Source organism: Streptomyces sp. NPDC021093 (assembly GCF_044333135.1).
Classification (GTDB): Bacteria; Actinomycetota; Actinomycetes; order Streptomycetales; family Streptomycetaceae; genus Streptomyces.
Map to the genome: position 1 here is coordinate 62,450 of NZ_JBIRQJ010000010.1, position 13,112 is coordinate 75,561.

The following is a 13,112-nucleotide window of genomic DNA, read 5'->3' on the forward strand; positions in this document are numbered from 1 at the left end:
GTCCTTAAGACCTTGGGGGAGTTTGAGGACGCGCGGCGCAGCCGTGCACCGGGCGCAGCCCGGGACGCCCACCCCCACCGGCGCCAGCCGTGAACCGTCTTTGCCCCGCGGCCAGCGCCGCGCGGCGGAGCCGCAAATGTCACAGCGGTGAAGGGGCGGGGAGGGGCCGAATCCGCGAAGCGGCCCACCCAGCCGCACGGGGTGCGATGCCCGCAGACCCGCATCCCACGCCCAATCCCCCATGCCATCATGGGAAGTACATCCCATTGAACACGAGGTGCACCACAGTGAACGAGGTCGAGCCCCAGGCCAAGCCCGCCCCCGCCTCCCTCATAGATGCCGAGGCGACCTCCGCCGTCAGCGCGGCCAGTGGTGCGGCCAGGGCCGCGGCCAAACTCAAGGGCTCCCGCCTCGCCCCCGTGGCCCTCGTTGTCGCCGGCGGCCTCTCGGTGCAGTTCGGTTCCGCCCTCGCCGTCCTGATCATGCCGAGGACCGGCGCCCTCGGCGTCGTCACTCTCCGGCTCGCCGTCGCGGCCGTCGTGATGCTCCTCGTGTGCCGCCCGTCCGTCCGCGGCTACACCCGCAGGGACTGGGGCACCATCCTCGTCTTCGGTGTCGCCATGGCCGGCATGAACACGCTCTTCTACCAGGCCAGCGACCGCATCCCGCTCGGTGCCGCCGTCACCCTCGAAGTGCTCGGCCCGCTCGCGCTCTCGGTCTTCGCCTCCCGCCAGTGGGCCAGCGTGCTGTGGGCGGGCCTCGCCCTCGCCGGGGTGGGGCTGCTGGGCGCGGCCGGGTTCGGCGGCCTGGACCTCGTCGGCGCCGCCTTCGCGCTCTCCGCGGGCGCGTGCTGGGCCGCGTACATCGTCTTCAGTGCGAAGACCGGCCGCCGCTTCCCGCAGGCCGACGGCCTCGCCCTCGCGATGGCCGTCGCGGCCCTGCTGAGCCTGCCCCTCGGCGTGTTCGAAGCGGGCGCGAAGCTGATCGACCCGGTGACCCTCGGCCTGGGTGCGGCCGTCGCGCTGATGTCCTCCGTCCTGCCGTACACCCTCGAACTCGTCGCCCTGCGCAGGATGCCCGCGCCGACCTTCGCCGTGCTGATGAGCCTGGAGCCCGCGATCGCGGCCGGTGCCGGATTCCTCATCCTGCACCAGGCGTTGTCGCTGGTCGACGCGCTGGCGATCGCGCTGGTCATCGGTGCGAGCGTGGGCGCGGTACGCAGCCAGACCCGGCAGAAGACCCCGCGCGTCCCGGCCGACTAACTGCCCAGACGCCCCGGACACCCCGAACAACGCCCAAGATCAACCCGAACGCACCCCGGGTAGCCCCCAAATACAGCCCCCAAGGAATTCAAGCATGCTTGCTTGTTTCCTCGGGGGCTGCCATGCTCCGGACACGCAGCCACGCCCCGATGGGAGCGCAACGTGTCCGAACTCGACGCCGTACTGCAGGACTTGCACGACGAGAGCGCCGAACTCGACAGCTTCGTGGCGGACTTGGCGGATGCCCAGTGGCGTCTGCCCACCCCCGCCGCCCGCTGGACCCTCGCCCACCAGATCGCCCACCTCGCCTGGACCGACGCCGCGGCCCTGCTGGCGGCGACCGACCCGGAGGCGTTCGGTGCCGAGGCGGCCAAGGCGGAGGCGAACCCCGAAGGCTTCGTCGACGACGGCGCCGACGCGGGCGCCCTGCTCCCGCCCGCCGAGCTGCTGGCCCGCTGGCGGACCGGCCGCGACCGGCTGTGGCAGGTGCTCAAGCTCGCTCCGGCCGGCACCCGCTACCCCTGGTACGGGCCGCCGATGAGCGTCGCCTCGATGGCCACCGCCCGCCTCATGGAGACCTGGGCGCACGGCCAGGACGTCGCCGACACCCTGGGGGTGCGGCGCGTGCCGACCGCCCGGCTGCGGCAGGTCGCCCGGATCGGGGCACGGGCCCGCGACTACGCCTTCTTCGTGCGGGGGCTGCCCGCGCCCGTCGAGCAGTTCCGCGTGGAGCTGACCGGGCCGGGCGGGGAGCTCTGGGCGTACGGGCCCGAGGACGCCGCCCAGCGCGTGACCGGGCCCGCCCTGGACTTCTGCCTCCTGACCACCCAGCGCGCCCACCGCGACGACCTCGCCCTGCGCGCGGAGGGCGCCGACGCGGACCGCTGGCTGGACATCGCCCAGGCCTTCGCGGGCCCTGCGGGCGAAGGGCGCAGGCCGAAGGGCGGGGCGGCATGACGGGCTTCCCCGGCCCGGACCGCCCCGAAGTCCCCGCTCGCCCCGAAGTCCCGGACCGCCCCGAAGTCCCCGCTCGCCCCGAAGTCCCCGTCCGTCCCGAAGTCCTCCGCATCGGCAATGCCTCCGGCTTCTACGGCGACCGCTTCGACGCCGTGCGCGAGATGCTCACCGGCGGCGAACTCGACGTCCTCACCGGGGACTACCTCGCCGAGCTGACCATGCTGATCCTCGGCCGCGACCGCCTGAAGGGCCCCTCCAAGGGCTACGCCAAGACCTTCCTGCGGCAGCTGGAGGACGGCCTCGGGCTCGCCCACGACAAGGGCGTGAAGATCGTCGCCAACGCGGGCGGGCTCCACCCCGCCGGACTCGCCACCGCAGTGCGGGAGTTGGCCGGGCGGTTAGGGATACCGGTCAAGGTCGGTCACGTACAGGGGGACGACCTGATCGGAAACGGTCAGCCCGACCACCGGTGGCCGGACGGGACGCTCACCGCCAACGCCTACCTCGGCGGCGCCGGCATCACCGCCTGTCTCGACGCCGGCGCGGACGTCGTCGTCACCGGCCGGGTCACGGACGCCGCCCTGGTGACCGGTCCCGCCGCGCACTGGTTCGGCTGGGGCCCCGAGGCGTACGACGAACTGGCGGGTGCGGTCGTCGCCGGGCACGTCCTGGAGTGCGGCACCCAGGCCACCGGTGGCAACTACTCCTTCTTCGGCGCCCACGACGTGCGCCGCCCCGGCTTCCCCCTCGCGGAGATCCGTGCCGACGGCTCGTCCGTCATCACCAAGCACCCCGGCACGGGCGGCGTCGTCGACACCGGCACCGTCACCGCCCAGCTCCTCTATGAGACGGGCGGCGCGCGCTACGCGGGCCCCGACGTCACCGCCCGGCTCGACACCGTACGGCTGGAGCAGGAGGCCCCCGACCGGGTGCGCATCACCGGCGTACGGGGCGAGGAGCCGCCGCCCACCCTCAAGGCGGGGCTCACCCGGCTCGGCGGCTGGCGCAACGAGGTCGTGTTCGTGCTCACCGGGCTCGACGCCGACGAGAAGGCGGAGCTGGTGCGGGAGCAGGTCGAGGACGCCATCGGAGCCGCCAAGAGGCGTCCGGCGGAGGTGCGGTGGACCCTGGCCAGGACCGACCGCGAGGACGCCGACACCGAGGAGTGCGCGAGCGCCCTGCTGCGGCTCGTCGTCCGCGACCCGGACGCCGAGACCGTCGGCCGTGCCGTCAGCGGGGCGGCCGTGGAGCTGGCCCTCGGCAGCTACCCCGGCTTCCACGTCACGGCCCCGCCGGGGAAGGGCGCGCCGTACGGCGTCTTCGAGGCCCGTCACGTGGACGCGGCCGGCGTGCCCCACACGGCGGTGCTGCCCGACGGCGGCACCCGGCGGATCCCCGCGCCCGTACGGACCAGGCCCCTCGCCCCCGTACCGGATCCCGCTCTTCCGGAACCGCTGCCCCGGCGATGCGTCCGCCGCGCCCCTCTCGGCCTCGTCGCGGGTGCCCGCAGCGGGGACAAGGGCGGCGACGCCAACGTGGGCGTGTGGGTGCGCACCGACGACGCGTGGCGGTGGCTCGCCCACGAGCTGACGGTGGCGCGGCTGCGTCAGCTGCTGCCCGAAACAGCCGACCTGACCGTGACCCGCACCGTCCTGCCCCACCTGCGCGCCCTCAACTTCACCGTCGAGGGACTCCTCGGGGAGGGCGTCGCCGCCCAGGCCCGCTTCGACCCGCAGGCCAAGGCGGTCGGCGAGTGGCTGCGCTCGCGCCACCTCGACATACCGGAGGTTCTCCTGTGACCGCGATACCGGAGGTTCTGCTGTGACCGTGCTCGCCTCCTCGCTCGACCCCACGAGCCCCGAGTACGCCGCCCACCGCACCGCCATGCTCGACAAGCTCGACGACCTCAAAGAGGCGCACGCGAAAGCCCTCGCGGGCGGCGGCGAGAAGTACGTCGCCCGGCACCGGAAGCGCGGCAAGCTGCTCGCCCGGGAGCGCATCGAGCTGCTGCTCGACCCCGACACCCCGTTCCTGGAACTGTCGCCGCTCGCCGCATGGGGCAGCGACTATCCCGTGGGCGCGTCCATGGTCACCGGCATCGGCGTCGTCGAGGGCGTCGAGTGCCTGATCACCGCCAACGACCCCACCGTGCGCGGCGGCGCCTCCAACCCGTGGACCCTCAAGAAGGCCCTGCGCGCCAACCAGATCGCGTACGAGAACCGGCTGCCGTGCATCAGCCTGGTCGAGTCGGGCGGCGCCGACCTGCCCTCCCAGAAGGAGATCTTCATTCCGGGCGGGGCGCTCTTCCGCGACATCACCCGGCTCTCGGCGGCAGGCATCCCCACGATCGCCGTCGTCTTCGGGAACTCCACGGCCGGCGGGGCGTACGTCCCCGGCATGTCCGACCACACCGTGATGATCAAGGAGCGGTCGAAGGTCTTCCTCGGCGGCCCGCCCCTGGTGAAGATGGCCACCGGCGAGGAGAGCGACGACGAGTCCCTGGGCGGCGCCGAGATGCACGCACGGGTGTCGGGGCTCGCCGACCACTATGCGGTGGACGAGCCGGACGCCCTGCGGCAGGCCCGCCGGATCGTCGCCCGCCTCAACTGGCGCAAGGCGCAGGCGGACCCTCTTGAGGCGGAGCCGCCCAAGTACGACACGGAGGAGCTGGCCGGGATCGTCCCCGGCGACCTCAAGACGCCCTTCGACCCGCGCGAAGTGATCGCCCGCCTCGTCGACGGCTCCGACTTCGACGAGTTCAAACCGCTGTACGGGCCGAGCCTGACCACCGGCTGGGCCACCCTGCACGGCTATCCCGTCGGCATCCTCGCCAACGCCCAAGGGGTGCTGTTCAGCGCGGAGTCGCAGAAGGCCGCCCAGTTCATCCAGCTCGCCAACCAGCGCGACATCCCGCTGGTCTTCCTGCACAACACCACCGGCTACATGGTCGGCAAGGAGTACGAACAGGGCGGCATCATCAAGCACGGCGCGATGATGATCAACGCCGTCTCGAACTCCAGGGTCCCGCACCTGTCCGTCCTGATCGGCGCCTCGTACGGGGCCGGGCACTACGGCATGTGCGGGCGCGCCTACGACCCGCGCTTCCTGTTCGCCTGGCCCAGCGCCAAGTCCGCCGTGATGGGGCCCCAGCAGCTCGCAGGCGTCCTTTCGATCGTCGCCAGGGCATCGGCCGCGGCGAAGGGGCAGCCGTACGACGACGAGGCCGACGCGGGGCTGCGCGCCATGGTGGAGCAGCAGATCGAGTCGGAGTCCCTGCCGATGTTCCTGTCCGGGCGGCTGTACGACGACGGGGTCATCGACCCGCGCGACACCCGCACCGTCCTCGGCCTGTGCCTGTCCGCGATCCACACGGCCCCCGTCGAGGGCGTGCGCGGCGGCTTCGGCGTCTTCCGGATGTGAGAGCCCCGTGACCCCGGAGAACCAAGTGATCACTTCCCTGCTCGTCGCCAACCGCGGCGAAATCGCCTGCCGCGTCTTCCGTACGTGCGCGGAGCTCGGCGTCTCCACCGTCGCCGTGCACTCCGACCCGGACGCCGACGCCCTCCACACGCGCACCGCCGACGCCGCGGTGCGCCTCCCGGGCGCGGCGCCCGCCGACACCTACCTGCGCGGCGAACTCGTCGTGAAGGCCGCCCTCGCCGCCGGCGCGGACGCCGTGCACCCCGGGTACGGCTTCCTCTCCGAGAACGCCGACTTCGCCCGCGCGGTCCAGGGCGCCGGCCTCACCTGGATCGGACCGCCGCCCGAGGCCATCGAGGCCATGGCGTCCAAGACCCGCGCCAAGGACCTGATGGCGAAGGCCGGGGTGCCGCTCCTCGCCCCCGTCGACCCCGCGACCGCCACCGAGGCCGATCTGCCCCTGCTCCTCAAAGCGGCGGCGGGCGGCGGCGGACGCGGCATGCGCGTCGTACGGGAACTCGCGCATCTTGAGGACGAGTTGACGGCAGCCGCGGCCGAGGCCCGGTCCGCCTTCGGCGACGGCGAGGTCTTCGCCGAGCCGTACGTCGAGCGAGGACGCCACATAGAGGTGCAGGTCCTCGCCGACACGCACGGCACCGTATGGGCGCTCGGCACCCGCGACTGCTCGCTCCAGCGCCGCCACCAGAAGGTGATCGAGGAGGCCCCGGCACCCGGCCTGCCCGACGGTCTCCGTACGTCCCTCCACGCCGCGGCGACCGCCGCCGCACGGGCCGTCGGGTACGTCGGCGCCGGCACGGTCGAGTTCCTCGTCGACACGGAAGGACGCGCGTACTTCCTGGAGATGAACACCCGCCTCCAGGTCGAACACCCCGTCACCGAGGCCGTGTTCGGCGTCGACCTGGTCGCCCTCCAGATCCGGATCGCGGAGGGGGAGCCCCTTCCCGCCGAGCCGCCCGCCCCGTCCGGGCACGCCGTGGAGGCCCGCCTGTACGCCGAGGACCCGGCGCAGGACTGGCAGCCACAGACCGGCCCGCTGCACGCCCTGGAGATCCCCGAGGAGCCGGGGCTGCGCCTCGACACGGGGTACGTCGGCGGCGACACCGTCGGCATCCACTACGACCCGATGCTCGCCAAGGTCGTCGCGCGGGCGCCGACGCGGGCGGAGGCCGTCCGCAAGCTCGCCCGTGCGCTCGTACGCGCCCGGGTGCACGGCCCCGTCACCAACCGGGACCTCCTCGTGGCGTCGCTGCGCCACCCCGATTTCATGTCAGGACATCAGGACACCGGGTTCTACGACCGCCACCTCGCGGCACTGACCGAGGAGCAGCCGGGCGAGGAACTGGCCGCCGTCGCCGCGGCCCTCGCGGACGCCGCCCGCAGGGGCAGCCGGTTCGGGGGCGGCTGGCGCAACGTTCCCTCGCAGCCGCAGACCAAGTCGTACAGCGGCCACGAGGTGCGCTACCGGCGCGACCGCGACGGCTGGGACGCCGAGGGAGTGGACCGGGTGGTCTCCGTCGCCCCCGACCGCGTCACCCTCGAAGTGGCGGGCGTACGGAAGCGCTTCCTCATAGAGGTGCACGGGGACCGGGTGTACGTCGACACCCCCACGGGATCCCACGCCCTCACCCCCGACCCCCGTTTCCCCGACCCCACCGCCCGCACCGCCCCCGGCTCCCTGCTCGCCCCCATGCCGGGCACGGTCGTCCGCATCGCCGAAGGGCTCGCGGAGGGCTCCCGGGTGGTCGCGGGGCAGCCCCTGTTGTGGCTGGAGGCCATGAAGATGGAGCACCGCGTCTCCGCTCCCGCCTCCGGCACGCTCACCGCGCTCCACGTCGCCCCCGGCCGCCAGGTCGAGGTCGGCGCCCTGCTCGCCGTCGTACAGGAAGCACAGGAAGCACAGGAGGAACCGGAAGCATGAACACCACCGTTGTCGAGACCGAAGAGCACCAGGCGCTCCGCGCCGCCGTCGCCGCACTCGGCAAGCGCTACGGGCGCGACTACCTCACCGGTGTCGTCGCCGCCGAAGGCCATCCCCAGGAGCTGTGGGCGGAGGCCGCCAAGCTCGGCTACCTCGGCGTCAACCTCCCCGAGGAGTACGGCGGCGGAGGCGGCGGCATCACCGAACTCTCCATCGTCCTCGAGGAGTTGGGGGCGGCCGGCTGCCCGCTCCTCATGATGATCGTCTCGCCCGCCATCTGCGGCACCGTCATCGCCCGCTTCGGCACCGAGGCCCAGAAGGCCAAGTGGCTGCCCGGCCTCGCCGACGGCCGCCTCACCATGGCCTTCGGCATCACCGAACCCGACGCCGGGTCCAACTCCCACCGCATCACCACCACCGCCCGCAGGGACGGCGACGGCTGGATCCTCAACGGCCGCAAGGTGTTCGTGTCAGGCGTCGACATCGCCGACGCCACCCTCATCGTCGGCCGCACCGAGGACGCGAGGACGGGCAGCCTGAAGCCCTGCCTGTTCATCGTCCCGCGCGAGGCCCCCGGCTTCCGGCGCTCGAAGATCGACATGGAACTCCAGGCCCCGGAGAAGCAGTTCGAGCTCGTCCTCGACGACGTGCGCCTCCCCGCCGAGGCCCTCGTCGGCGACGAGGACGCGGGCCTCCTCCAGCTCTTCGCCGGCCTCAACCCCGAGCGCGTCATGACCGCCGCGTTCGCCCTCGGCATGGGCCGTTACGCCCTCGCCAGGGCCGTCCAGTACGCCAAGGAGCGCACGGTCTGGAAGACGCCCATCGGCGCCCACCAGGCCCTCGCCCACCCCCTCGCACAGGCGCACATCGAGATCGAGCTCGCCCGCCTCATGATGCTCAAGGCCGCCGCCCTGTACGACGCGGGCGACGACACGGGTGCGGGAGAGGCCGCGAACATGGCGAAGTACGCGGCGGCCGAGGCCTGTGTGAAGACCGTCGACCAGGCCGTGCACACCCTCGGCGGAAACGGCCTCACCCGCGAGTACGGCCTCGCCTCTTTGATAGTGGCCTCACGGGTGGCCCGGATCGCCCCGGTCAGCCGCGAGATGATCCTGAATTACGTTTCCCATCAGTCCCTGGGTCTCCCCAAGTCGTACTAGTCCGCGCGACTCTGTCCGTCCGCACCGTTGCACCACGCCGCCGCAACAGCGTCGCCGACACCGCGCCGAAGGGGACCGTCACCATGGTGTTCCACAGCGAGTACGCCGATGTACCCGACGTAGAACTGCCCATCCACGAGGCGGTCCTCGGACACGCCGCCCAGTACGGCGACGCCCCCGCGCTCGTCGACGGGACGAACGGCACCACCCTCACGTACGCCCAGCTCGACACGTACCACCGCAGGATCGCCGCCGCGCTGGCCGCGTCCGGGCTGCGCAAGGGCGACGTGCTCGCCCTGCACAGCCCCAACACGATCGCCTACCCGGCGGTGTTCTTCGCCGCCACGCGTGCGGGGGCGTCCGTCACCACCGTGCATCCGCTGTCCACCGCCGAGGAGTTCGCCAAACAGCTCCGCGACTCGTCGGCCCGCTGGATCGTCACCGTCTCGCCGCTCCTGGGGACCGCCCGCAGGGCCGCCGAGATCGTCGGCGGAGTGCGGGAGATCCTCGTCTGCGACAGCGCGCCGGGCCACCGCTCCGTACTCGACCTGCTCACCTGCGCGGACCCCGAGCCGCAGATCGACATCGACCCCCGCGAGGACGTCGCGGTGCTCCCGTACTCGTCCGGCACCACCGGTGTCCCCAAGGGAGTGATGCTCACCCACCACTCCATCGCCACCAACATCGCCCAGCTGAACCCGTTCATCCCGATGAAGCCCGGCGACCGGCTGCTGGCGGTGCTCCCGTTCTTCCACATCTACGGGCAGATGGCGCTGATCAATCAGCCCCTGTCGCACGGCGCGACCGTCGTCACCCTGCCCCGCTTCGAACTGGACCAGTTCCTGCGGACCGTCCAGGACCAGCGCATCACCGCCCTGTACGTCGCCCCGCCGATCGTCCTCGCACTGGCCAAGCACCCCGCCGTCGCCCAGTACGACCTGTCGTCGCTGGAGTACATCGTCAGCGCGGCCGCGCCCCTCGACGCGGACCTCGCGCAGGCCTGTGCGGCCCGCCTGGGGCTCCCGACGGTCCTCCAGGCGTACGGGATGACCGAACTCTCCCCGGGGACGCACCTGGTGCCGCTGAGCGCCGAGAACCCGCCCCCGGGCACCGTCGGCAAGCTCGTCCCGCGCACCGAGATGCGGATCCTGTCCCTGGAGACCCCCGGCAAGGACCTGGGGGTCGGCGAGGAGGGCGAGATCGCCATCCGCGGGCCGCAGCGGATGAAGGGCTACCTCGGGCGCCCCGAGGACACCGCCGCGATGATCGACGCGGACGACTGGGTGCACACCGGCGACATCGGCCGGGTCGACGCCGACGGCTGGCTCTACGTGGTCGACCGCGTCAAGGAACTGATCAAGTACAAGGGCTTCCAGGTCGCACCCGCCGAACTCGAAGCGCTCCTGCTGACCCATGAGGGCATCGCGGACGCCGCCGTGATCGGGGTGTACGACGAGGACAACAACGAGGTCCCCAAGGCCTTCGTCGTACGGCAGGCGCACGCCCACGACCTCAAAGAGGCGGACGTCATGGCATACGTCGCCGAGCGCGTCGCACCGTACAAGAAGGTGCGCCGCGTCGAATTCGTCGCCGGAGTGCCCCGGGCGGCCTCCGGCAAGATCCTGCGGCGGGAGCTGCGAGAAAGGGAACGTGCATGACACGGCAGGCCCTGGTCCCCACCACCCACGAGCGCGGCATCACCACCCTCACCCTCGACTCGCCGGCGAACCGCAACGCCCTCTCGGCGTCCCTCGTCGACGAGTTGGGGCGGGCGCTGCTGCGGTGCGGCAAGGACCCCTCGGTGCGGGCGGTCGTGCTCGCCCACACCGGCAACACCTTCAGCGCGGGCGCCGACCTCAAGGTGCCCGCGAGCCCGTACGCCTTCGTCGAGGTGCTGCGGCAGATCGCCGAACTGCCCAAGCCCGTCCTCGCACGCGTCGACGGGCACGCGCGCGCGGGCGGGCTCGGGCTGCTCGGGGTGTGCGACATGGCGTTCGCCACCGAGACGTCCGACTTCGCCTTCTCGGAGGTACGGATCGGGGTCGCGCCCGCCGTCATCTCGATCCCCCTGCTGCCCCGGCTGGACCCCCGCGCCGCGTCCCGGTACTTCCTCACCGGGGAGGTCTTCGACGGGCCGCGCGCCCGGGACATCGGGCTGCTCACCGCGACGGCACCCGACGTGGACGCCGCGCTCGCACCCGTGCTTGACGCACTGCGCAGGGCCTCCCCGCAGGGCCTCGCGGAATCCAAGCGGCTTCTGACGGCCGAGGTCAGGGCCGCCTTCGACCGTGATGCGGAGGACCTGGTACAACGCTCGGCAGCGCTGTTCGCGTCCGCCGAGGCACGCGAGGGCGTCACCGCACACCTCGAACGACGGGACCCCGCATGGCTGTTGTGACCGGCCCCCGGACAGGCCCAAAGCAGGACCGCAGCCGTGCTACCCGGCAGCGCCTGCTGGAGGCCGCCGTGGCCTGCCTCGCCGAACGTGGCTGGGCGGGCTCCACGGTGTCCGTCGTCGCGGAGAGGGCCGGGGTGTCGCGGGGCGCCGCCCAGCACCACTTCCCGACCCGCGAGGACCTCTTCACCGCCGCCGTCGAGTACGTCGCCGAGGAACGCTCCACCGCGCTGCGCGCACTTCCCGGCCACCACGTGGCCGCAGTCGTCGGCGCGATGGTCGACCTGTACACGGGGCCGCTGTTCCGGGCGGCCCTGCACCTGTGGGTGGCCGCCTCCAACGAGGATCAACTGCGCGCACGGGTCACTGAGTTGGAGGCCAGGGTCGGCCGAGAGACCCACCGCATGGCCGTCGAGCTGCTGCACGCCGACGAGTCCCGCCCCGGCGTGCGCGAGATCGTCCAGGGCTTCCTCGACATGGCCCGCGGACTCGGACTCGCCAATCTCCTCACCGACGACGCCGTACGGCGGGACCGGGTGGTGGCGCAGTGGTCGGAGCTGCTGGAGAGGGCGCTGGGCGAGCACGGGTAAGGGGCGCCCTCCCGGAGGGCGCCCCTTACCGTCGTAGTGCTCGGTCAGCCCGCGATGTCCTCGAAGCCGGACACCTCGCGCGGGTTCCGGCTGCCCGGGCCCACGTACCGCGCGGACGGACGGACGAGGCGGCCCGTGCGCTTCTGCTCCAGGATGTGCGCCGACCAGCCTGCCGTACGGGCACAGGTGAACATCGACGTGAACATGTGCGCCGGGACCTCCGCGAAGTCCAGCACGATCGCCGCCCAGAACTCCACGTTCGTCGCCAGCACCCGGTCGGGCCTGCGCGCGTGCAGCTCCTCAAGGGCCGCCTTCTCCAGGGCCTCGGCGACCTCGAAGCGCGGCGCGGCCAGCTCCCTGGCCGTACGGCGCAGGACCCGGGCCCGCGGGTCCTCGGCGCGGTACACGCGGTGACCGAAGCCCATCAGGCGCTCGCCCTTGTCGAGGGCCTTGCGGACGAACGCGCGCGCGTCCCCGGTGCGCTCGATCTCCTCGATCATGCCCAGTACGCGGGAGGGGGCGCCGCCGTGCAGCGGGCCCGACATGGCGCCCACCGCACCGGAGAGGGCGGCGGCGACGTCCGCGCCGGTGGAGGCGATGACGCGGGCGGTGAAGGTGGAGGCGTTCATGCCGTGCTCGGCCGCCGACGTCCAGTAGGCGTCGACCGCCTTGACGTGCTTGGGGTCCGGCTCGCCGCGCCAGCGGATCATGAACCGCTCGACCACCGAGTCCGCCTTGTCGATCTCGCTCTGCGGCACCATCGGCCGGCCCTGCCCGCGCGCCGACTGGGCGACGTACGAGAGCGCCATCACGGCGGCCCGCGCGAGGTCGTCGCGAGCGGTGGCCTCGTCGATGTCCAGGAGCGGTTTCAGACCCCACACGGGGGCGAGCATCGCCAGCGCCGACTGCACGTCGACCCGGATGTCACCGGAGTGCACCGGGATCGGGAACGGCTCGGCGGGCGGCAGGCCCGGGTTGAACGCGCCGTCGACCAGCAGGCCCCAGACGTTCCCGAAGGAGACGTGCCCGACGAGGTCCTCGATGTCGACGCCCCGGTAGCGAAGGGCGCCGCCCTCCTTGTCCGGTTCGGCGATCTCCGTCTCGAACGCGACGACTCCCTCAAGTCCGGGTACGAAGTCGGACATCAGGCGGCTCCTCAAGATGTGCACGCAAGGCGTGTGCGGCAAGCGACGGGAGGCAGGAACGATACCCCTGCTGTAGAGAAGCGACAGGCTCCCCACCGGGGATTTTGGCGGGTTCCACCGATGCGGGGAAGCGTGAGAACAGGCACACTGCCCGACCCACTTCCGAGAGGATTAGCGGGAGTTGAGGAGGGGAACACTGCGGCTGCGCTCCCGCCACCCTCCCTGCCGGGCCGCCACGGGGCCT

Annotated in this window: 10 protein-coding genes; 9 read left to right on the top strand and 1 reads right to left on the bottom strand. The window is 72.5% G+C overall.

Features of this window, described 5'->3' with window-relative positions; all coding sequences use genetic code 11:
- The first annotated feature begins 287 nt into the window (after positions 1–287).
- From ACH4SP_RS29750 to ACH4SP_RS29790, 9 genes are all read left to right on the top strand, one after another.
- The gene (locus ACH4SP_RS29750) at positions 288–1,262 is read left to right on the top strand and encodes an EamA family transporter (protein WP_398419268.1); all 975 of its coding nucleotides are present in this window, start codon (positions 288–290) and stop codon (positions 1,260–1,262) included.
- Positions 1,263–1,424: 162 nt separating this feature from the next.
- Positions 1,425–2,219 (top strand): TIGR03084 family metal-binding protein, encoded by a 795-nt coding sequence (locus tag ACH4SP_RS29755; protein ID WP_398419270.1) that lies wholly within the window; start codon positions 1,425–1,427, stop codon positions 2,217–2,219.
- On the top strand, positions 2,216–4,018 hold the full coding sequence (locus ACH4SP_RS29760; protein WP_398419272.1) for an acyclic terpene utilization AtuA family protein: 1,803 nt from the start codon (positions 2,216–2,218) through the stop codon (positions 4,016–4,018). Before ACH4SP_RS29755 ends, ACH4SP_RS29760 begins: the two co-directional genes overlap by 4 nt.
- A gap of 22 nt (positions 4,019–4,040) precedes the next feature.
- The gene (locus tag ACH4SP_RS29765) at positions 4,041–5,639 is read left to right on the top strand and encodes an acyl-CoA carboxylase subunit beta (protein WP_398419274.1); all 1,599 of its coding nucleotides are present in this window, start codon (positions 4,041–4,043) and stop codon (positions 5,637–5,639) included.
- A gap of 25 nt (positions 5,640–5,664) precedes the next feature.
- A complete protein-coding gene (locus tag ACH4SP_RS29770; protein ID WP_398419276.1) occupies positions 5,665–7,578 on the top strand; it encodes an acetyl/propionyl/methylcrotonyl-CoA carboxylase subunit alpha in 1,914 nt (637 codons plus the stop codon).
- Positions 7,575–8,738 carry an acyl-CoA dehydrogenase family protein gene (locus ACH4SP_RS29775; protein ID WP_398419278.1) on the top strand — a complete coding sequence of 388 codons (1,164 nt, stop codon included), beginning with the start codon at positions 7,575–7,577 and terminating at the stop codon, positions 8,736–8,738. The genes ACH4SP_RS29770 and ACH4SP_RS29775 overlap by 4 nt, the downstream gene beginning before the upstream one ends.
- Positions 8,739–8,821: 83 nt before the next feature.
- Entirely contained in the window at positions 8,822–10,396 is a 1,575-nt protein-coding gene (locus ACH4SP_RS29780; protein WP_398419280.1) for an AMP-binding protein, read from the top strand.
- Positions 10,393–11,136 carry an enoyl-CoA hydratase family protein gene (locus tag ACH4SP_RS29785; RefSeq protein ID WP_398419282.1) on the top strand — a complete coding sequence of 248 codons (744 nt, stop codon included), beginning with the start codon at positions 10,393–10,395 and terminating at the stop codon, positions 11,134–11,136. Before ACH4SP_RS29780 ends, ACH4SP_RS29785 begins: the two co-directional genes overlap by 4 nt.
- Positions 11,124–11,723 (top strand): TetR/AcrR family transcriptional regulator, encoded by a 600-nt coding sequence (locus tag ACH4SP_RS29790; protein ID WP_398419283.1) that lies wholly within the window; start codon positions 11,124–11,126, stop codon positions 11,721–11,723. Before ACH4SP_RS29785 ends, ACH4SP_RS29790 begins: the two co-directional genes overlap by 13 nt.
- Positions 11,724–11,767: 44 nt before the next feature.
- Here ACH4SP_RS29790 and ACH4SP_RS29795 read toward each other — a convergent pair whose 3' ends face one another.
- Positions 11,768–12,868 carry a citrate synthase 2 gene (locus ACH4SP_RS29795; protein ID WP_398419285.1) on the bottom strand — a complete coding sequence of 367 codons (1,101 nt, stop codon included), beginning with the start codon at positions 12,866–12,868 and terminating at the stop codon, positions 11,768–11,770.
- Positions 12,869–13,112: the final 244 nt, after the last annotated feature.